18 protein-coding genes are annotated in these 19,952 nt (G+C 61.6%); 13 read left to right on the top strand and 5 right to left on the bottom strand.

The window, feature by feature from the left end:
- Nucleotides 1-28: 28 nt before the first annotated feature.
- The 3 genes from hslV to argS all read right to left on the bottom strand — a co-directional run bounded on the left by hslV (nucleotide 29) and on the right by argS (nucleotide 3,240).
- A complete protein-coding gene (hslV, locus tag ACIGDJ_RS10070; RefSeq protein ID WP_007968352.1) occupies nucleotides 29-559 on the bottom strand; it encodes an ATP-dependent protease subunit HslV in 531 nt (176 codons plus the stop codon).
- 232 nt (nucleotides 560-791) lie between these two features.
- Nucleotides 792-1,502, bottom strand: a complete 711-nt coding sequence (locus ACIGDJ_RS10065) for an SPOR domain-containing protein (RefSeq protein ID WP_016772059.1) — start codon at nucleotides 1,500-1,502, stop codon at nucleotides 792-794.
- 1 nt (nucleotide 1,503) lies between these two features.
- On the bottom strand, nucleotides 1,504-3,240 hold the full coding sequence (gene argS / locus ACIGDJ_RS10060) for an arginine--tRNA ligase (RefSeq protein WP_101156643.1): 1,737 nt from the start codon (nucleotides 3,238-3,240) through the stop codon (nucleotides 1,504-1,506).
- On the opposite strand from argS, the gene ACIGDJ_RS10055 reads away from it, so the two are divergent.
- Complete coding sequence (locus tag ACIGDJ_RS10055) at nucleotides 3,239-3,361, top strand: hypothetical protein (RefSeq protein ID WP_256589691.1); 123 nt, start codon at nucleotides 3,239-3,241, stop codon at nucleotides 3,359-3,361. The genes argS and ACIGDJ_RS10055 overlap by 2 nt on opposite strands.
- A 116-nt stretch (nucleotides 3,362-3,477) precedes the next feature.
- Here ACIGDJ_RS10055 and ACIGDJ_RS10050 read toward each other — a convergent pair whose 3' ends face one another.
- A complete protein-coding gene (locus ACIGDJ_RS10050; RefSeq protein WP_312997854.1) occupies nucleotides 3,478-5,697 on the bottom strand; it encodes a primosomal protein N' in 2,220 nt (739 codons plus the stop codon).
- A gap of 227 nt (nucleotides 5,698-5,924) precedes the next feature.
- On the opposite strand from ACIGDJ_RS10050, the gene rpmE reads away from it, so the two are divergent.
- From rpmE to ACIGDJ_RS10035, 3 genes are all read left to right on the top strand, one after another.
- Complete coding sequence (gene rpmE / locus ACIGDJ_RS10045) at nucleotides 5,925-6,146, top strand: 50S ribosomal protein L31 (protein WP_101156639.1); 222 nt, start codon at nucleotides 5,925-5,927, stop codon at nucleotides 6,144-6,146.
- Between the two features lie 41 nt (nucleotides 6,147-6,187).
- Nucleotides 6,188-6,970 carry a thermonuclease family protein gene (locus tag ACIGDJ_RS10040; RefSeq protein ID WP_397479481.1) on the top strand — a complete coding sequence of 261 codons (783 nt, stop codon included), beginning with the start codon at nucleotides 6,188-6,190 and terminating at the stop codon, nucleotides 6,968-6,970.
- A gap of 185 nt (nucleotides 6,971-7,155) precedes the next feature.
- Nucleotides 7,156-8,424: a malic enzyme-like NAD(P)-binding protein gene (locus ACIGDJ_RS10035; RefSeq protein WP_090280412.1), complete on the top strand. Its 1,269-nt coding sequence runs from the start codon at nucleotides 7,156-7,158 to the stop codon at nucleotides 8,422-8,424.
- Nucleotides 8,425-8,593: 169 nt separating this feature from the next.
- Here ACIGDJ_RS10035 and ACIGDJ_RS10030 read toward each other — a convergent pair whose 3' ends face one another.
- Nucleotides 8,594-11,038 (bottom strand): penicillin-binding protein 1A, encoded by a 2,445-nt coding sequence (locus ACIGDJ_RS10030; RefSeq protein WP_397479482.1) that lies wholly within the window; start codon nucleotides 11,036-11,038, stop codon nucleotides 8,594-8,596.
- A 219-nt stretch (nucleotides 11,039-11,257) separates the two neighbouring features.
- On the opposite strand from ACIGDJ_RS10030, the gene ACIGDJ_RS10025 reads away from it, so the two are divergent.
- The 9 genes from ACIGDJ_RS10025 to ACIGDJ_RS09985 form a co-directional block, all read left to right on the top strand.
- Nucleotides 11,258-12,322 carry a pilus assembly protein PilM gene (locus tag ACIGDJ_RS10025; protein ID WP_397479477.1) on the top strand — a complete coding sequence of 355 codons (1,065 nt, stop codon included), beginning with the start codon at nucleotides 11,258-11,260 and terminating at the stop codon, nucleotides 12,320-12,322.
- Nucleotides 12,322-12,888 (top strand): PilN domain-containing protein, encoded by a 567-nt coding sequence (locus ACIGDJ_RS10020; protein WP_101156627.1) that lies wholly within the window; start codon nucleotides 12,322-12,324, stop codon nucleotides 12,886-12,888. The genes ACIGDJ_RS10025 and ACIGDJ_RS10020 overlap by 1 nt, the downstream gene beginning before the upstream one ends.
- Nucleotides 12,885-13,508, top strand: coding sequence for a type 4a pilus biogenesis protein PilO (pilO, locus tag ACIGDJ_RS10015; protein WP_397479478.1), 624 nt, complete (start codon nucleotides 12,885-12,887; stop codon nucleotides 13,506-13,508). The genes ACIGDJ_RS10020 and pilO overlap by 4 nt, the downstream gene beginning before the upstream one ends.
- Entirely contained in the window at nucleotides 13,505-14,029 is a 525-nt protein-coding gene (locus tag ACIGDJ_RS10010; protein WP_101156621.1) for a pilus assembly protein PilP, read from the top strand. The genes pilO and ACIGDJ_RS10010 overlap by 4 nt, the downstream gene beginning before the upstream one ends.
- 13 nt (nucleotides 14,030-14,042) lie before the next feature.
- A complete protein-coding gene (gene pilQ, locus ACIGDJ_RS10005) occupies nucleotides 14,043-16,121 on the top strand; it encodes a type IV pilus secretin PilQ (RefSeq protein WP_312997836.1) in 2,079 nt (692 codons plus the stop codon).
- Nucleotides 16,122-16,125: 4 nt separating this feature from the next.
- Complete coding sequence (gene aroK / locus ACIGDJ_RS10000) at nucleotides 16,126-16,644, top strand: shikimate kinase AroK (protein WP_024011270.1); 519 nt, start codon at nucleotides 16,126-16,128, stop codon at nucleotides 16,642-16,644.
- A gap of 152 nt (nucleotides 16,645-16,796) precedes the next feature.
- On the top strand, nucleotides 16,797-17,897 hold the full coding sequence (aroB, locus tag ACIGDJ_RS09995; RefSeq protein ID WP_397479479.1) for a 3-dehydroquinate synthase: 1,101 nt from the start codon (nucleotides 16,797-16,799) through the stop codon (nucleotides 17,895-17,897).
- Nucleotides 17,898-17,907: 10 nt separating this feature from the next.
- On the top strand, nucleotides 17,908-19,512 hold the full coding sequence (locus tag ACIGDJ_RS09990; protein ID WP_101156613.1) for an AAA family ATPase: 1,605 nt from the start codon (nucleotides 17,908-17,910) through the stop codon (nucleotides 19,510-19,512).
- Nucleotides 19,513-19,863: 351 nt separating this feature from the next.
- Nucleotides 19,864-19,952 (top strand): hypothetical protein (locus ACIGDJ_RS09985; RefSeq protein ID WP_397504549.1); only part of this gene is annotated, 89 nt, incomplete at its 3' end.

Raw genomic sequence — 19,952 nt, 5'->3', positions numbered from 1 at the left:
AAGCCGTGGCACACAGGCCGCGACAGGCTTATTCAGCGAGATCCTGCTCCTCAATGGTCTGGGTGTGGTTGGTGAATACGCAGATGTCGCCGGCGATGCCGAGAGCGGTTTCGACGATTTCGCGCGCCGACAGGTCGGTCTTTTTCAGCAGGGCGCTGGCGGCGGCTTGCGCGTAGGCGCCGCCGGAACCCATGGCGATCAGGCCATCTTCGGGTTCGACCACGTCACCGTTGCCAGTGATGATCAGCGAGGCATCCTTGTTGGCGACCGCGAGCATCGCTTCGAGGCGGCTCAGGGAGCGGTCGGTGCGCCATTCTTTGGCGAGCTCGACGGCGGCGCGGATCAGGTGGCCCTGATGTTTCTCGAGCTGGCCTTCGAAACGTTCGAACAAGGTGAAGGCGTCGGCGGTGGCACCGGCGAAACCGGCGATGACCTGGCCGTGGTACAGGCGACGAACCTTTTTGGCGTTGCCTTTCATCACGGTGTTGCCGAGAGAAACCTGGCCGTCGCCGCCCATGACGACTTTGCCGTGGCGGCGGACTGAAACGATGGTGGTCAAGGGAAGAGTCTCCACGCAGCGGGGCGAAAATGCCTTATGCCCATTCATATGGGGGTGCTGGAGGGGATTTCAACCTTGGTGCGGGAGAGGGGACGAGCGGTGTCTGTCAACTGATCGTTCCCACGCTCTGCGTGGGCATGCAGCCCGGGACGCTCCGCGTCCCTTCACTGCCGGGGACGCAGAGCGTCCGTTGAGGCATTCCCACGCAGAGCGTGGGAACGATCAGCAGGTATCAGCGGCTCTGGCGTTGTTGTAACAACAGGTTGCTGAAGCCGGCGCCGGCCAGTTGTTTCTGCGCTGTGGTCAGCTGTTCGCGGTTGCTGAACGGGCCGACCAAAACGCGATACCAGGTTTCGTCTTTCACCGTGCCGGACTCCACCGCCACGGCTTGGCCGAGCAGAATGATCTGCGCACGCACCTTGTCAGCATCGGTTTCCTTGCGGAACGAACCGGCCTGAAGGAAGAACTTGGTCACTGGCGCGGCCTTGCTCACCGGTGGCGCTGGCGGCGGCGTGATCCCGGCCAGAGCCGCCTGCGCCCGTGCGGTGTCGATCTTCGCCGCTTCGGCCGGGGTTACCGGCGTAGTCGGGATGGCCGGCACTTGCGGCGTCGGCAGGGTCTTCTCCGGTACCGCGTCCGGCGGCACGATCACTTCCGATTCCGGCAGCAACGTGTAGAAATCGTACTTCGGCTTCACCGGCTGCGTCGGGCTCGGCGGGGTCTTGTTGGCCTCGGCGATCTTCGACGCTTTCTGCTGCTGCTCGACCTTCTCGCGCTTGACCGTGTCGCTGCCCTTGCCCGGTTCCAGTTTCATCAGAAACACGATGAACGCGCCGACGGTCAGGCCGATGGCCATCCACAGCCAGCCCGGAATCGGTTGTTTCGCAGGGGCCTGATAGCGGCTGGCGCCGCGCTTGGGTGCAGGTTTCTTCTTGGCGGCCAACTTACATACGCTCCAGAGTTTCCAGACCCAACAGCTCCAGGCCTTGCTTGAGGGTGCGACCGGTCAGTGCGGCCAGACGCAGACGGCTCTGCATCTGCGCCGGGGTGTCGGCAGCGAGGATCGGACAGTTCTCGTAGAAGCTGGAGAACAGGCCTGCGACGTCGTACAGGTAGGTGCAAAGAATGTGCGGCGTGCCTTTTTCAGCCACGTTGTTCAGCACTTCACCGAACTGCGCCAGCTTCGCCGCCAGCTCTTGCTCGTGCGCCGCTTCGAGGACGATCTGGCCGTCGACTTCGCTGAAGTCCTTGCCCAGTTTGCGGAATACCCCGGCCACGCGGGTGTAGGCGTACAGCAGGTATGGCGCGGTGTTGCCTTCGAAATTGAGCATCAGGTCGAAGTTGAAGCTGTAGTCGCTGGTGCGATGCTTGGACAGGTCGGCGTATTTCACCGCGCCGATACCGACGACCTTGGCGATGTTGCGCAACTCGTCTTCGGCAAGCGTCGGGTTCTTCTCTTTGACCAGGTTGTAGGCACGTTCCTGCGCTTCGGTGAGCAGATCGATCAGCTTCACGGTGCCGCCATCACGGGTCTTGAACGGACGGCCATCGGCGCCGTTCATGGTGCCGAAACCCATGTGTTCCATTTCCATCGGATGGGTGACGAAACCGGCTTTGCGCGCCACGGCGAAGACTTGCTGGAAGTGCAGGGCCTGACGCTGGTCGACAAAGTACAGCGCACGATCAGCTTTCAGCTTGCCACTGCGGTAGCGCACGGCAGCGAGGTCGGTGGTGGCGTACAGGTAACCGCCGTCAGCCTTGACGATGATCACCGGCAGCGGGTCGCCATCGGCGTTCTTGAACTCGTCGAGGAACACGCACTGGGCGCCGTTGCTCTCGACCAGCATGCCCGCCGCTTTCAGGTCGTTGACCACATTGATCAAGTCATCGTTGTAGGCGCTTTCGCCCATCACGTCGGCCATGGTCAGTTTGACGTTGAGCAGTTCGTAGATCTTCTGGCAGTGCGACAGCGAGATGTCTTTGAATTTGGTCCACAGCGCCAGGCATTCAGCGTCGCCGGCCTGCAACTTGACCACCAGGCCACGGGCGCGGTCGGCGAATTCTTCGGACTCGTCGAAACGCTGCTTGGCCGCGCGGTAGAAGTTTTCCAGATCGGACAGCTCGTCGCTGGTGATGGGGTTTTCCTGCAGGTACGCCATCAGCATGCCGAACTGGGTGCCCCAGTCGCCGACGTGGTTCTGGCGGATCACGTCGTCGCCGAGGAACTCAAGCACCCGGGCCACGCCGTCGCCGATGATGGTCGAGCGCAAGTGGCCGACGTGCATCTCTTTGGCCAGGTTCGGCGCCGACAGATCGACCACGGTGCGCTGCGCCGGGCCGGCCTTGCGCACGCCGACATGGGCGTCGGCCAGCGCGGCGTCGAGGCGCGAGGCCAGGGCCTGGGTGTTCTGGAAGAAATTGATGAAGCCCGGGCCGGCGATTTCGGCCTTGGTGACGTTTTCGTCAGCGGGCAGTGCGGCGATGATTTTTTCTGCCAGATCGCGTGGTTTCATGCCGGCAGGCTTGGCCAGCATCATGGCGATGTTACTGGCGAAGTCGCCGTGGGTCTTGTCGCGGGCGTTCTCCACCTGGATCGCCGGCGTCAGGCCTTCAGGCAACACACCTTCGTTGACGAGTTGGGTGAGGGCTTGCTGGATCAGCTGGCGAATGGTGTCTTTCATGGTCTTCTCTTTCGACCGCAAGCGCGGCGGGCGCATCGATGCGCGGGTGGAAAAACTGGGCATTATCCGTTGCGAAGACGGGCTTGCCAACCTTAGCAGGCACGATGTGGATATGTGGTGACATCAGAGTCAAAAGATCGCCGCCTTCGGCGGCTCCTACACATGAATCGGCATTTTCCTGTAGGAGCTGCCGAAGGCTCGGGCCGCGTTCGGCCGATCTTTGGATCTTTCAGCGCTTCAATACAAATCGACGGGATCAACATCCAGCGACCAGCGCACCGCCCGCCCGCTCGGCATCTGCTCCAGCACCAGCATCCAGCTGGCCAGCAAGCGGTGCAACGGCGCCCGCGCGGTCGCCTGCAACAACAGCTGTGCGCGATAACGCCCGGCACGGCGCTCCATCGGCGCCGGCACCGGCCCGAGCAACTCGATGCCGTTCAGATTCAATTCGGCCAGCAGGCGTTCGGCCTCGCTGCACGCTTCATCGAGAAAGCCTTCGGCTTGCCCCGGCTTGTGCGCTTCGGCGCGCAACAGCGCCAGATGCGCGAACGGCGGCAAACCGGCCGCGCGGCGTTCGCTCAAGGCCTGCTCGGCGAAGGCGAAATAACCTTGCTCGGTCAGTTGCACCAATAAAGGATGGTCGGCGAGGTGTGTCTGGATGATCACCTTGCCCGGTTCCTCAGCCCGCCCGGCACGCCCGGCGACCTGCACGATCAACTGCGCCATGCGCTCGCTGGCGCGGAAGTCGCCGGAGAACAGGCCGCCATCGGCATCCAGAATCGACACCAGTGTCACCCGTGGGAAATGGTGCCCTTTGGCCAACATCTGCGTCCCGACCAGGATGCACGGTTGGCCTTTCTGGATCGTCGCGAACAGCTGGTTCATCGCGTCCTTGCGCGAGGTGCTGTCGCGATCGACGCGCAGTACCGGGTAATCCGGGAACAGAATCGCCAGACGCTCCTCAGCGCGTTCGGTACCAGCGCCCACCGGACGCAGATCGACCTTGCTGCACTTCGGACACTGGCGCGGCGTGCGCTCGACGTTGCCGCAATGGTGGCAGCGCAATTCACCGTAACGCTGGTGCACGGTCATGCGCGCATCGCAACGCGAGCACTCCGACATCCAGCCGCAATCATGGCAGAGCAGGGTCGGGGCAAAGCCGCGCCGGTTGAGGAACACCAGCACCTGCTGGCCGCTGGCGAGGGTCTGGCCGATCGCTTGCTGCATCGGCCCGGAAATGCCGCTGTCGAGCGGCCGGCTTTTCACGTCCAGGCGCAAAAAGCGCGGTTGTTTGGCGCCGCCGGCGCGCTCGTTCAAGCGCAGCAGGCCGTAGCGCCCGGTGTAGGCGTTGTGCAGGCTCTCCAGCGACGGTGTGGCGGAACCGAGCACGATCGGGATGTTTTCCTGCCGCGCGCGCACCAGCGCCAGATCGCGGGCGTGGTAGCGCAAGCCTTCCTGCTGTTTATAAGAGCCGTCGTGCTCTTCATCGATGATGATCAGCCCGGGATTTTTCATCGGCGTGAACAGCGCCGAGCGGGTGCCGATAATAATGTCGGCCTCGCCATCACGGGCGGCGAGCCAGGCTTCCAGGCGTTCGCGATCATTGACGGCCGAGTGCAGCAGGGCGATCCGCGCGTTGAAGCGCTGTTCGAAGCGCGCCAGGGTTTGCGGGCCGAGGTTGATCTCCGGGATCAGCACCAAGGCTTGCTTGCCGGCTTCGAGGGACTCGCGGATCAGTTGCAGATAGACTTCGGTCTTGCCGCTGCCGGTGACGCCAGCGAGGAGAAAGGCGTGATAGCTGTCGAAGCCGGCGCGAATCGCTTCATACGCCGCGCGCTGTTCACTGTTGAGCGGCAGCTCCGGTTGCGCCAGCCAGTGTTCATGGCGGGCGCCGGGGGCGTGGCGGCGGATTTCGACTTGCACCAGCCCTTTGGCCAGCAGCAGATCGAGGCTGTCCTTGCTCAGCATCAGTTTGCTCAGCAACTGGTGCGCCACACCGTGCGGATGTTGAGCCAGCGTGGTCAGCGCCTCGCGCTGGCGTGGCGCACGGGCGACCCGCGGGTCGTCGACGCTGGCGCCGGGGGCAATCGACCAGAACCGCTCCTGGCGGGCCTCGGCCAGCTCGCCCTGACGCAGTAGCACCGGCAAGGCCCAGTTCAAGGTGTCGCCGAGGCTGTGCTGGTAATACTGCGCGGTCCACAGGCACAGCTTGAACAGCGCCGGCGGCAGCGGTGAAGTCGCGTCGAGCAGGGCCAGCGCCGGTTTGAGTTTTTCCGCCGGCACTTCACTGGTGTCGGTGACCTCGACGAGAATGCCGATCATCTCGCGCCGGCCGAACGGCACCCGCAAGCGCATGCCCGGCTGCAATTGCTCACGCCGCACCCCGGCTGGCGCCCGATAATCGAACAGGCGGCGCAGAGGCGAAGGCAGGGCGAGGCGCAAAATGGCGTCGGGCACGCGGGGGGATCTCTATAAAACAGGGAATAAGGCCGAGCGCAGATCGAATGCGGTAGAGAGCTTGCTCGCTACCGCAGGGACATGCATGCAAGGCCGGGAGCCTAGCAGACGGTCGGTCTCGGTGACAGCTTGCGCGATTGAAAAGGTCTGGTAGAATCCGCGGCCTAATTACGTGCGGTATTCAACAATAGTGTTGGGTGGCGGCACGCTAGCCTGAGGAAGACACCATGAAAGCCGATATCCATCCGAACTACCCGGAAATTGCTGTTACCTGCAGCTGCGGTAACAAGTTCGAAACTCGTTCGACCTACGGCAAAGCCATGGCGATCGACGTTTGCAACGAATGCCACCCGTTCTACACCGGTAAGCAGAAGACTCTGGACACCGGCGGCCGTGTGCAGAAGTTCGCAGACCGTTTCGCTACTTTCGGCGTCGGCAAAAAAGCCTGAGGCTGATCATTTTGGAAGGTCGTCTCGACTTCTCCAGACTGATGAAAAAGGCGTCCCTTGCGGGCGCCTTTTTTGTGTCTGCGATTTGGCTGTCCGCCGCCCAGGCGTTCTGCCCGACAGCCGCAGGGCTGACCAGCGTCAGCGTGCAGCGGGTGGTGGATGGCGACACCCTGCGCCTGACCGATGGCCGCAATGTACGCATGATCGGCCTCAATACGCCGGAACTGGGCAAGCAGGGTCGCGGCGACGAGCCGTTCGCCGTCGCGGCGCGCAAACACCTGCAGGCGCTGGTCGATGACAGTGGCGGCCGCGTCGGTCTGCGACTGGGCAAGCAGGCGAAAGACCATTACGGCCGTACGCTGGCGCAGATTTACAGCGCCAGTGGCTTCAATCTCCAAGCGCAGATGCTTGCCGCTGGCCTGGGTTTTCAGGTCGCCGTGGCGCCGAATGTCGATCTGGTCGCCTGCCAACAGGCCGCCGAACGCAGTGCACGCCAGGCCGGGCTTGGCCTCTGGCGGCAATCGCCGGTAGTCAAAGCACAGCACATCCAGCGCTCGGGTTTCGCCATAGTCAGTGGTCGGGTGAGCAAGGTGCAGCGCAATCGCGGCGGAATCTGGATCGAGTTGCAAGGCAGCCTTGTATTGCGGGTTGCACCCAATCTGCTCGGACAATTCGACAGCGCCCGCTTGCAGGCGCTGAACGGCAAGCAGATCGAGGCGCGCGGCTGGGTAATAGATCGATCCCAGCGTGGTGGCTTGCCAAAGGGTCAGCGGCGCTGGTTGCTGCCATTGACCCATCCTTCGATGCTGCACGTGCCGCGCTGAGGAAAAAATTGTAGACATTTTTGCGATTGATTGTGAACAGTCCAGCCCTTGTGCGCCGTGGCTCTTGGCCCAAAGTCGTAGGGCAGGGCGCTTGACAGCGGTGACTGCCCAGTCTTGTGGGGACTTTGCGAGGCGCGTATCCTCGCTGACCAGTCTGTCCAACAGTAAAAAAGCGGAATGCCAAAATGTCTGATCTGAAAACTGCCGCTCTCGAATATCACGCCAATCCTCGTCCGGGGAAGCTGAGTGTCGAGCTCACCAAGGCCACTGCTACCGCCCGCGACCTGTCGCTGGCCTACAGCCCCGGCGTAGCTGAACCAGTGCGCGAGATCGCTCGCGATCCTGAACTGGCCTACAAATACACCGGCAAGGGCAACCTGGTGGCAGTCATTTCCGATGGCACCGCGATTCTCGGCCTGGGCAACCTCGGCCCGTTGGCTTCCAAGCCTGTAATGGAAGGCAAAGGCGTGCTGTTCAAGCGCTTCGCCGGCATCGACGTGTTCGACATCGAAGTCGACTCGGAAAGCCCGCAAGCCTTCATCGACACCGTCAAGCGCATCTCCATCACCTTCGGTGGCATCAACCTGGAAGACATCAAGGCGCCAGAGTGCTTTGAAATCGAACGCGCTCTGATCGAGCAGTGCGACATTCCGGTGTTCCACGATGACCAGCACGGCACGGCGATCGTTACCGCAGCCGGCATGATCAACGCCTTGGAAATCGCTGGCAAAACCCTGCCGGAAGCGAAAATCGTCTGCCTCGGCGCCGGTGCTGCCGCGATCTCCTGCATGAAATTGCTGGTGAGCATGGGCGCTCGCATCGAAAACATCTTCATGGTTGACCGTACCGGCGTGATCCACTCCGGCCGTGACGACCTGAACCAGTACAAAGCGGTGTTCGCCCACGCCACCGAGAAGCGCAGCCTGGCTGACGCACTGGCAGGCGCTGACGTGTTCGTCGGTCTGTCCGGCCCGAACCTGCTGAGCGCTGAAGGCTTGCTGTCGATGGCGGCCAACCCGATCGTGTTCGCCTGCTCCAACCCGGATCCGGAAATCTCTCCGGAACTGGCCCACGCCACCCGTAGCGACGTGATCATGGCCACCGGTCGTTCGGACTACCCGAACCAGGTCAACAACGTGCTGGGCTTCCCGTTCATCTTCCGCGGTGCCCTGGACGTTCGCGCCAAGCGCATCAACGAAGAAATGAAAGTCGCCGCAGCCAATGCCCTGCGTGAACTGGCCAAACTGCCGGTGCCACAGGACGTCTGCGATGCCTACGGTGGTGCTCCGCTGGAATTCGGTCGTGAGTACATCATTCCCAAGCCAATGGACAAGCGCCTGATCACCCTGATCTCCGACGCTGTGGCCAAAGCGGCGATCGAGACTGGCGTGGCAACCCTGCCGTATCCGAAGAACTACCCGCTCAAAAGCGTGGATGACGTGTTCAACGGCTAAGTTGTTGTAGCGCTTCAAACGAAAGCCCCGGCTCGTGAGAGTCGGGGCTTTTTGTTGGGCAGAGCAATGCAGGAGCAGCCGAAGGCTGCGATCTGTTGAGCTTGCTCGCGCAGGGCAATAAAAAGCCCCGCACTTCTCACGAAGGCGGGGCTTTTCAATGGCTGCCGGATCAGAACAGATCGATCGGCGCCTGTTCATCCGCCGGCAGCGGGCTGCCCGGTACGACGCCGTTGCCCAGCTCATTCACCGACGGCGGGGTGTCTTCAGCCTTGAACAGCTCGAAGTACGCGCCCGGGGTGCTCGGCGACGCTGCACGGCCACTGACCGGGTCGACGCGCAGGCTGAGGATGCCTTCCGGCTCTGGCTGCACGTGCGGCGGTTTGTCCTTCAGTGCCGCCGACATGTAATTCATCCAGATCGGCAGCGCCACAGTGCCGCCGAACTCGCGACGGCCGAGGCTTTCCGGTTGGTCGAAACCGGTCCACACCGTGGTCACGTAGTCGGCGTTGTAGCCGGAGAACCAGGCATCTTTCGATTCGTTGGTGGTACCGGTCTTGCCGGCGATGTCACTGCGGCCCATGGCCAGTGCGCGACGGCCGGTACCGAGCTTGATCACGTCCTGCAGCATGCTGTTGAGGATATAGGTGGTGCGCCCATCGACAATCCGCTCGGCCACGGCTGGCGCCTGTGGCACTGCCGGGTTGCCCGCTGCTTCGCCGCCAGCCGGAGCGGCATTGACCGTGAACGACTCGGTGGCCGGCGCGGCGATGCCGTCGGTCGCTGAACCGCCCTGTGGCACCGTCGGCGGATTAGCGACAAACAGCGTGTCACCGTTGCGACTTTCGATCTTGTCGATGATGTACGGAGTGATTTTGTAGCCGCCGTTGGCAAAGGTGCTCCAGCCAGTGGCGATTTCCATCGGCGTCAACGTCGCGGTGCCCAGTGCCAGCGACAGATTCGGCGGCAGGTCCTGCTTGTTGAAGCCAAAACGGGTGATGTAGTCAATGGTCTTGCCTACGCCCATGGCCTGCAGCAAGCGGATCGACACCAGGTTGCGCGACTTGTACAGCGCTTCACGCAGGCGGATCGGGCCGAGGAAGGTATTGGTGTCGTTCTTCGGTCGCCAGACCTTGTCCAGGTACTCGTCGACGAACACGATCGGCGCATCGTTGACCAGGGTGGCGGCGGTGTAGCCGTTATCCAGAGCGGCGCTGTAAACGAATGGCTTGAAGCTCGAACCTGGCTGACGCTTGGCCTGCATGGCGCGGTTGTAGTTGCTCTGCTCGAAGGCGAAACCGCCGACCAGCGAACGGATCGCGCCGTTCTGTGGATCCAGCGACACCAGCGCTCCCTGCGCCTGCGGGATCTGGCTGAATTTCAGCGAGTTGTCTTTCTGCCGCTGTACGCGGATGAGATCACCGACCTGGGCGACATCCGAAGGCTGACGCGGATTGGCGCCCATGCTGTTGGTGTTGAGGAACGGCCGCGCCCATTTCATCGTGTCCCAGGCGACATGTTCTTCGCCGGTGCGGGTCAGAACCTGCAGGCCGGTTTTGTCGACCTGGGTGACGATCGCAGGTTCGAGGCTGCTGATGGTGCGCTGTTTGGTCAGTTCGCTGGCCCAGGCTTCGCGCGTCTTGCCTGGCAGGCGCGACTCGGGGCCACGGTAGCCGTGGCGCTGGTCGTAGGTCATCAAGCCTTCGTGCAGCGCGGTATTGGCCATTTCCTGCAGGTTACTCGGCACCGTGGTGACGACCCGGAAACCTTCGGTATAGGCGTCGCTGCCATAACGGCCGACCATTTCCGCACGGGCCATTTCGGCGATGTACGGTGCGTTCACTTCCGGCGTCGGCACGTGGTAGCTGGCGTTCAGCGGCTCGTTGACCGCCGCGGTGTAGTCGGCTTCGCTGATCTTGCCCAGCTTGTACATGCGCCCGAGGATCCAGTCGCGGCGTTCTTTACTGCGCGCCGGGTTGGCCAGCGGATTGAAGCGCGACGGTGCTTTCGGCAGGCCAGCGATCATCGCCATCTGCGCCAGGCTGACGTCGCGAATCGATTTGCCGTAATACACCTGCGCCGCCGCCTCGATGCCGTAGGCGCGGTTGCCCAGATAGATCTTGTTGACGTACAGCTCCAGGATCTCGTCCTTGGTCAGCTGCCGTTCGATCTGCAGGGCGAGGAGAATTTCCGTGGTTTTACGCGAGAAGCTGCGCTCGCTGGTGAGGAAGAAATTCTTCGCCACCTGCATGGTGATCGTGCTGCCGCCGGACTGAATGTGTCCGCTCTTGACCAATTGGGTCGCCGCGCGCATCAGGCTGCTCGGGTCGACACCATAGTGGTTGGCAAAATTGTCGTCCTCAGCACTGAGTAACGCATTAATGAAGTTGGGGGGAACGTCGGCGAAACGGATCGGTGTGCGGCGCATTTCGCCAAATTCTGCGATCAACTTGTCGTCGCTGCTGTAGACGCGCAGAGGAATCTGCAACTGAATGCTTCTCAGCGCCTCCACAGACGGCAAACCCGGACTAAGGTAAAGAAAGGCGCCGCTGAGACCTAAGAGCAGTCCGCAGAAAACGGCGACGATGGACCAACCGAAAAATTTCAGCAGACGAATCAAGGCTTTTGGACATCCAGAGCAAAGAATGAATTTGGCACGGGGCTGCGGTTACACACAGAGCCATCCGCGCGGGCAGTAAAAAGCGGAAAAAATCGCTGGGCATTATAAGCACTTTTCCGTCGGGGGCGTCATTGGCGCTTCTGTCAAGGTGGGGGTCAAGGAACGCAATGCGTATTACAGAGTCCGTAACTCACGGAAAGTCATAGGGAATTGGTAGTGCTGGGACTCTTCAATAAAAAGACCAATGCGTTACTGGGGATCGACATCAGCTCCACGTCGGTGAAGCTGCTGGAACTGAGCCGTCAGGGCGAGCGTTTCCGGGTCGAGGCCTACGCGGTAGAGCCGTTGCCGGCGAACGCCGTGGTCGAAAAGAACATCGCTGAACTCGAAGGCGTCGGCCAGGCGCTGAGCCGGGTGCTGGTCAAGGCGCGCACCGGGGTCAAGAGCGTGGCGGTGGCGGTGGCCGGTTCGGCGGTGATCACCAAGATCATCGAAATGGACGCCGGGCTGTCCGACGATGAACTGGAAAACCAGCTCAAGATCGAGGCCGACCAATACATCCCCTATCCATTGGACGAAGTCGCCATCGACTTTGAAGTCCAGGGCGTCTCGCCGCGCAATCCCGAACGAGTCAGCGTACTGCTCGCCGCCTGTCGCAAGGAAAACGTCGAAGTGCGTGAAGCGGCGCTGGCGCTCGCCGGCCTGACCGCGCGGGTGGTGGATGTCGAGGCCTACGCGCTGGAGCGTTCGTTCGGCCTGCTCGCGACGCATCTGGCGGCGTCTCAGGAGCGCCTGACCGTAGCGGTCGTCGACATCGGCGCCACCATGACCACCCTCAGCGTCCTGCACAACGGCAAGATCATCTACACCCGCGAGCAATTATTCGGTGGACGCCAGCTTACCGAAGAGATCCAGCGCCGCTATGGCCTCACTGTCGAACAGGCAGGCCTGACGAAGAAGCAGGGCGGCTTGCCTGACGATTACGTGAGTGAAGTCCTGCAGCCATTTCGTGAAGCGCTGGTGCAGCAGGTTTCACGTTCACTGCAGTTTTTCTTCGCCTCCGGCCAGTACAACGCGGTCGACCATATCCTGCTGGCCGGCGGTACTGCCTCGGTGCCTGGCCTGGATTGTCTCATCGAGCAGCGCCTGAACACACCGACCCAGGTGGCCAACCCGTTTGCCGACATGGCCTTGGGCAGCAAGGTCAACGCCGGTGCGCTGGCCAGTGACGCGCCGGCATTGATGATTGCCTGCGGGCTCGCGCTCAGGAGTTTCGACTGATGGCGCGGATCAACCTTCTACCCTGGCGCGAAGAGCGCCGCGAAGAACGACGCAAACGCTTCCTGCTGATCCTGATCGGCGTGCTCGCAGGCTCGATCGGCGCGGTGCTGATTGCCGATCAGATCATCAGCGCGGCCATTGAGCGGCAGATGGCGCGCAACGATTACATCGGCAAACAGATCGCTGTGGTCGATGAGCGCATCAAGCAGATCAGTGAGCTGAAGGCGCGACGCCAGCAACTGGTCGAACGCATGCGCATCATCCAGGACCTGCAGGGCAACCGGCAAATCAGTGGGCGAGTCTTCGATCAACTGGCGCGTACCTTGCCGGACGGCGTGTATTTCACTGATGTGAAAATGGCCGGCAAGACCCTGTCCATCAGTGGCGCGGCGGAGTCGAACAACCGGGTCTCCGAGCTGATGCGCAACCTCGACGCGTCCGACTGGTTCGACGCGCCGAGCCTGAATGAGGTCAAGGCCAGCAGCGCCGATCAGATCGAACAGGCCAATGTCTTCCAGCTGACCGTTCGTCAGACCCAGCCCAAGGTTGCGGAGGACGAACAATGAACGCCTCCGAGTGGCTGCAGAGCCTGCGCAATGTCGATTTCAACGACCTCGACACCAGCAACATCGGCTCCTGGCCGCCGGCGGTGAAAACCCTGTGCGGTGCGCTGGTGATGGTGTTGATCCTCGCGCTTGGTTACTACTTCTTTATCAGCGATATGGAAAATCAGCTCGACCTCAAGCGCGAGGAGGAAACCACGCTCAAGGAACAATTCGCCAGCAAGGCGCGGCTGTCCGCGAATCTTGAGCTGTACACCCAGCAAATGAAGCAAATGGAAGACACCTTCGGCGTGTTGCTGCGGCAGTTGCCCAGCGACACCGAGGTGCCGGGCTTGCTCGAAGACATCACCCGCACCGGTCTGGGCAGCGGTCTGGAATTCGAGGAGATCAAGCTGCTGCCGGAAGTTACGCAGCCGTTCTACATCGAACTGCCGATCCAGATCACCGTAACCGGCGCCTATCATGACCTTGCGACTTTCGTCAGCGGCGTCGCCGGACTGCCACGGATTGTCACTCTGCATGATTTCGAACTGGCGCCGGCCAATCCCGAAGGCGGGCCGAAGCTGCGCATGAGCATCCTCGCCAAGACGTATCGCTACAACGACAAGGGGTTGGAGAAATGACCCCGATTCGTTATCTGGTCCTGCCGATGATGCTGGCGTTGAGCGGCTGCGGTGGCGGCGATGACTTCAGCGACCTCGACGCCTACCTCAACGAAGTGCGCCTGCGGCCAGCGGGCAAGATTGAACCAACGCCGACATTTCGGTCTTACCCCACATTCACCTACAGCGCCGCCAACCTGCGCAGCCCATTTTCGCGCCAGGCACGGGTTGATCTGGCTGGGCAGAAGCACGGCTCGCGCAACGTCAAACCCGACCCCAACCGGGTCAAGCAATACCTTGAAGGGTTCAATATCGAGCAATTCGAAATGGTCGGCACGATTGCCAATGCCTCGGGCTCGTTTGCGCTGCTGCGCGGCGCGGGCGGGGTGCATCGCCTCAAGGTCGGCGACTACCTGGGGCGCAACGATGGCCGCATCGTCGCCATCACCGCGACCCAGGTCGATGTCGTCGAGATTGTGCCCGACGGCGACGGCGCCTGGCTGGAGCGGCCGCGCACCATTCCTTTGAAAGAGCACTCATAGTGGAAGTCGAACAATGAACAGGATTTTCTCCACCCTCGGTTTTTCGCTATGGATAGCGCTGCTGTCACCGATGGTACTGGCGGCCAATCTGAAAGCGCTGGATGTTGCCGCGCTGCCGGGTGACCGCGTCGAACTGAAGCTCTCGTTCGACGGCCCGCCACCACAGCCCAAGGGCTACACAACCGAATCACCGGCGCGCATCGCGCTGGATCTGCCAGGCGTGACCAGCCAGTTGGTCAACAGGAATCTTGATCTGGGCAGCGGCAACGCGCGCACGGCCACGGTAGCCGAAGCCAAGGACCGTACGCGGCTGATTGTCAGCCTGACGCAGTTGGCGCCCTACACCACGCGAGTCGAGGGCAATCATCTGTTTGTGGTGATCGGTCAGGGCGCCTCCGCCGCGGCCCCTCGCCCGGCCGCCGTTGCGCCGCGTGCTGCCACCACTGCTGCGGCTCCCAGCCGATCTTCGCTGCCGCGCAGTCGGACGATTCGCGGCGTCGATTTCCAGCGCGGTACCGAGGGTGAAGGCAACGTGGTCATCGACCTCTCAGATCCGACCATCGCCCCGGATATTCAGGAGCACGACGGCAAGATCATCCTCAGCTTCGCTCGCACGCAATTGCCGGAAAAACTCCGCGTGCGCCTCGACGTCAAGGACTTCGCCACCCCGGTGCAGTTCGTCAACGCAGCAGTTACCGGCGATCGCACGGTGATCAGCGTCGAGCCCAGCGGCACCTTCGACTATTCCACGTTTCAGACCGACAACAAGCTCACCGTGAGCGTTCGTCCGATGAGCGTCGACGACCTGCAAAAGCGCAACGCCGACCGTCAGGCCTATGTCGGCGACAAGCTCTCGCTGAATTTCCAGGACATCGATGTGCGCTCGGTGCTGCAGTTGATCGCTGACTTCACCAACCTCAACCTCGTGGCAAGCGATACGGTGCAGGGTGGCATCACTTTGCGCTTGCAGAACGTGCCGTGGGATCAGGCGCTGGATCTGGTGCTGAAAACCAAAGGTCTGGATAAACGCAAAATAGGTAACGTGCTGCTGGTCGCGCCGGCCGACGAAATTGCCGCGCGCGAGCGCCAGGAACTGGAGTCGCAAAAACAGATCGCCGAGCTGGCGCCATTGCGTCGCGAGCTGCTGCAAGTCAATTACGCCAAGGCCGCAGACATTGCCAAGCTGTTCCAGTCGGTGACCAGTGCCGAGGCGAGAGCCGATGAGCGCGGTTCGATTACTGTCGATGAGCGGACCAACAACATCATTGCCTACCAGCCCCAGGATCGCCTCGACGAATTACGGCGAATCGTGGCGCAACTGGATATTCCGGTGCGCCAGGTGATGATCGAGGCACGCATCGTTGAGGCCAACGTCGATTACGACAAGAGTCTGGGCGTGCGCTGGGGCGGTTCGGTGCAGAACAAGGGCAACTGGAACGCCTCCGGGGTCAACGGATCGTCGAGTACCATCGGTACGCCGGGCAGCACCGGCACCAACTCGCCGTTCGTCGATATGGGCACGGTCAACAATACCTCGGGAATAGGCATCGCTTTCATCACCGACAACGTATTGCTGGATCTGGAGCTGACAGCGATGGAGAAAACCGGCAACGGCGAAATCGTTTCGCAGCCGAAGGTGGTTACCTCGGACAAGGAAACCGCAAAGATCCTCAAGGGCACCGAGATCCCCTATCAGGAAGCGAGCTCCAGCGGCGCGACTTCGGTGTCGTTCAAGGAGGCTTCACTGTCGCTGGAAGTCACCCCGCAAATCACCCCGGACAACCGCATCATCATGGAGGTCAAGGTCACCAAGGACGAGCCGGACTACCTGAACAAAGTGCAGGATGTACCGCCGATCAAGAAAAACGAGGTCAACGCGAAAGTGCTGGTCAATGACGGCGAGACCATCGTTATCGGCGGTGTTTTTTCAAATACTCAGAGCAAGGTTGTAGATAAGGTGCCATTTCTTGGCGATGTGCCGTATCTTGGCCGCCTTTTCCGGCGTGATGTGGTTTCGGAGAAAAAATCCGAGCTGCTGGTATTTCTCACTCCGCGTATCATGAATAACCAGGCGATTGCTGTGAGTCGTTGATTCTGTGCGAAATTTGATACTTGTAGGACCGATGGGTGCTGGCAAAAGCACCATCGGCCGATTGCTGGCCAAAGAGCTGCGCCTGCCGTTCAAGGATTCCGACAAGGAAATTGAGCTGCGCACGGGTGCCAATATCCCATGGATCTTCGACAAGGAAGGCGAGCCCGGCTTTCGTGATCGTGAGCAAGCGATGATCGCCGAGCTGTGCGCATTCGACGGCGTGGTGCTGGCGACTGGCGGCGGCGCGGTGATGCGTGATGCCAATCGCAAGGCCCTGCATGAAGGCGGGCGCGTGGTGTATCTGCACGCCTCCGTCGAACAGCAGGTCGGCCGCACTTCCCGCGATCGCAATCGGCCGCTGTTGCGTACTGCCGATCCGGCGAAAACCTTGCGCGACCTGCTCGAGATCCGTGATCCCCTTTATCGGGAAATCGCCGATCTGGTGGTGGAAACCGACGAGCGGCCGCCACGCATGGTGGTGCTCGACATTCTCGACCGCCTCGCGCAATTGCCACCCCGTTAAAGCAGCGCCAGAAATGCGCTATCCTCGGCGTCCTGTCAGCGTTTGCCGAGGGTGTGGCGGATGCCGGTCGAGCGGCGTCATACCGCTACAGGCCGCAGAACACCAATAATTTCAGGGCAGGATGCCTGCTTCCATCTTCACTGTGGGGACACATGCAGACACTCAAGGTCGATCTAGGCGAGCGCAGCTACCCGATTCATATTGGCGAAGGTCTGTTGGATCAGCCGGAACTGCTGGCGCCGCATATCCATGGGCGCCAGGTAGCAATCATCTCCAACGAAACCGTCGCGCCGCTCTATCTCGAACGTCTGACCCGCAGCCTGACGCAGTACTCGGTGATCTCGGTGGTGTTGCCCGACGGCGAAGCCTTCAAGAACTGGGAAACCCTGCAGCTGATTTTCGACGGCCTGCTGACCGCCCGTCACGACCGCCGCACTACCGTGATCGCCTTGGGCGGCGGAGTAATCGGCGACATGGCCGGCTTCGCTGCCGCCTGCTATCAGCGCGGTGTCGATTTCATCCAGATACCTACCACGCTGCTGTCGCAGGTCGATTCGTCGGTCGGCGGCAAGACCGGCATCAACCATCCGCTGGGCAAGAACATGGTCGGCGCGTTCTATCAGCCGAACGTGGTGCTGATCGACACCGCATCGCTGAAAACCCTGCCACAGCGCGAGTTGTCGGCGGGCCTGGCGGAGGTCATCAAGTATGGCCTGATCTGCGACGAACCGTTCCTGACGTGGCTGGAAGACAACGTCGACGCCCTGCGTGCGTTGGACCAGAGCGCGCTGACCTATGCGATCGAGCGTTCCTGCGCGGCAAAGGCTGCTGTGGTCGGCGCCGATGAAAAGGAAACCGGCGTACGCGCCACGCTCAACCTCGGCCACACCTTCGGCCACGCCATCGAAACCCACATGGGCTATGGTGTCTGGCTGCATGGCGAGGCGGTGGCGGCGGGTACCGTGATGGCGCTGGAAATGTCCGCGCGCCTTGGCTGGATCAGCGAGCAGGAGCGTGACCGCGGCATTCGTCTGTTCCAGCGTGCCGGTCTGCCGGTTGTTCCGCCTGAAGAGATGAGCGAAGCCGATTTTCTCCAGCACATGGCAATTGATAAAAAAGTGATCGACGGTCGTCTGCGCCTGGTGCTGCTGCGCCGGATGGGCGAAGCGGTAGTGACCGACGATTATCCGAAAGAGGTTCTACAGGCCACGCTGGGAGCGGATTACCGCGCCCTGGCTCAGCTTAAAGGTTAAAACGATTCCGATGACTAGTTTGCATGCCGACGAGGCGTTTCTCGGCCATTTCCAGTTAAGTCACGACCCGTTCGCGCCACGGGTGCCGGGCTTCAAATTCTTTCCGGCCCAGCGCAAACCGGTGCTGGGTCAGCTGCATCATCTGGCGCGCTACAGCCAGCTGCTGCTGGTGGTCACCGGCCCGCAGGGCAGCGGCAAGACCCTGCTGCGGCAGGCGCTGGTGGCCAGCACCAACAAACAATCGGTGCAGAGCGTAGTGGTTTCCGCCCGTGGCGCCGGTGACGCGGCCGGCGTGCTGCGTCAGGTGGCGCAGGCGCTGGATGTCGCGCAGGCCGAGGTCGGCGCGATTCTCGAGCAGGTGGTGCAACTGGGTCTGACCGGGCAGGAAGTCTATCTGCTGGTGGACGATGCCGAGCAGCTCGACGAGTCGGCGCTGGAAGCGTTGATGGCGCTGGGCGCGGGCACGCCGGAAGGTCGCCCGCATGTGTTCCTGTTCGGCGAGTCGTCGCTAATCGCCCAGCTTGAGGCTTTGCAGCTCGAAGAAGAGCGTTTCCACGTCATCGAATTGCAGCCCTACACCGAAGAAGAGACCCGTGAATATCTCGACCAGCGGCTGGAAGGCGCGGGGCGGGGTGTCGAACTTTTCACTGCAGATCAGATCTCTGATATTCACGAAAGCTCCGAGGGCTGGCCTGGCAACATCAACCAGGTCGCTCGCGATGCACTGATCGAAGTCATGATTGCCAGCCGCTCTGCGGTCAAGCGTCCAAGTATGGGGTTCAACATGCCGAAGAAACACGTATTGGCGATTTCCGCCGTCGTTGTGGTCGCGGTTGCCGCCGCCTGGCTGATGCCGGGTCGCAGCAAGGCACCGACCACCGGTGCTCCGGCCAATGAACAGGCGCAACTGCCACTGGGTCAGGGCGCAGTGAATGGCGCCAACCCGTCCGTCGAATTCGCCGGCAACACCCAGCCGATGCCGCTGCCGTTGGTCGGCAACTCGCAGCCGGTCATGCGTGGCCCGCTGGCCGAAGCCGCCGGTGGCATCACCGAAGGCGACGACGGTGTGCCGCTGGAAGGCTCCAGCGATACCCCGCCAACCGTGACCACCTCCGCGCCGCCTGCGGGCGTTCCGGCCGGCCCCGCGCCGACGCCGGTTCCGACCCCTGCCGCCAAGCCGGCGCCAACCCCGGCACCGACGCAGATCGCCACGGCCAAACCTGCTCCGGCTACGCCTGCGCCAGCCGCGAAACCGGCACCGGCACCGGCCAAACCGGCCACCGCCACCAAGCCTGCCGACAAGCCGGTCACCGTCGCCAAAGCCGCCGGTGGCAGCTGGTACGCCGGTCAGCCGACCGGCAACTACGTGGTGCAGATCCTCGGCACCAGCTCGGAAACCGCCGCGCAGAACTTCGTCAAGGAGCAGGGCGGTGAGTACCGTTATTTCAAGAAAGTCCTCAACGGCAAGCCGCTGTATGTGATCACCTATGGCAATTTTGCCAATCGTGATGCGGCCGTTTCTGCCATCAAGGCCTTGCCAGCGAAGGTTCAGGCTGGTAAACCTTGGCCTCGCACTGTCGCCAGCGTCCAACAGGAACTGGCAACAACTCGCTGAAGATTCGGCGGCCTTACCCAGGCCGCCTCTCCCGGCACCTCAAAATCTCCATGAGTGCGCGCTTTCTGAAAAGGATGCGTGCCTTGTGGTGTCTGCGTCACAGTAGTCTTTGAGTCGTTGCGGTCAGAATTTAAAAAAGTTTTGACTAGCACAGCAGATCGCTTTAAACCTTTCACAAATGCGACATGAATTTGCGACAGTTCGTCGTCAAATTTGTGAGCCTCTGTGTCGCTGTGTACAATGACCACCCTTTTGCCCCCGCTAAGCCGGCGTACGTTCGGCGCGGAACGCAAGTGGTTGAATTGAAAAGAAATTTGCCTCGAATAGAGGCAGCCTGGTGAGAAAGTGTCTATGAAAGCAGGTCTGTACCAACCAGATGAATTCAATTATAACTGCGGTTTCGGCCTGATAGCTCATATGCAGGGAGAGCCCAGTCATAC

The sequence above is a fragment of the Pseudomonas sp. NPDC079367 genome (assembly GCF_044542195.1).
In the GTDB taxonomy this organism is placed as follows: Bacteria; Pseudomonadota; Gammaproteobacteria; order Pseudomonadales; family Pseudomonadaceae; genus Aquipseudomonas.
Note: the sequence above shows the minus strand (reverse complement) of the source record. Positions and strands in the feature narration are given on the sequence as shown.

Coding starts and splice junctions, on each gene's coding strand:
- ACIGDJ_RS10040 (WP_397479481.1), top strand. CDS start 6,188: ATGAAAAAGGCGTCCCTTGCGGGCGCCTTTTTTGTGTCTGCGATTTGG.
- rpmE (WP_101156639.1), top strand. CDS start 5,925: ATGAAAGCCGATATCCATCCGAACTACCCGGAAATTGCTGTTACCTGC.
- pilQ (WP_312997836.1), top strand. CDS start 14,043: ATGAACAGGATTTTCTCCACCCTCGGTTTTTCGCTATGGATAGCGCTG.
- ACIGDJ_RS10020 (WP_101156627.1), top strand. CDS start 12,322: ATGGCGCGGATCAACCTTCTACCCTGGCGCGAAGAGCGCCGCGAAGAA.
- argS (WP_101156643.1), bottom strand. CDS start 3,240: ATGAAAGACACCATTCGCCAGCTGATCCAGCAAGCCCTCACCCAACTC.
- ACIGDJ_RS10055 (WP_256589691.1), top strand. CDS start 3,239: ATGGTCTTCTCTTTCGACCGCAAGCGCGGCGGGCGCATCGATGCGCGG.
- ACIGDJ_RS10010 (WP_101156621.1), top strand. CDS start 13,505: ATGACCCCGATTCGTTATCTGGTCCTGCCGATGATGCTGGCGTTGAGC.
- aroB (WP_397479479.1), top strand. CDS start 16,797: ATGCAGACACTCAAGGTCGATCTAGGCGAGCGCAGCTACCCGATTCAT.
- ACIGDJ_RS09990 (WP_101156613.1), top strand. CDS start 17,908: ATGACTAGTTTGCATGCCGACGAGGCGTTTCTCGGCCATTTCCAGTTA.
- pilO (WP_397479478.1), top strand. CDS start 12,885: ATGAACGCCTCCGAGTGGCTGCAGAGCCTGCGCAATGTCGATTTCAAC.
- ACIGDJ_RS10035 (WP_090280412.1), top strand. CDS start 7,156: ATGTCTGATCTGAAAACTGCCGCTCTCGAATATCACGCCAATCCTCGT.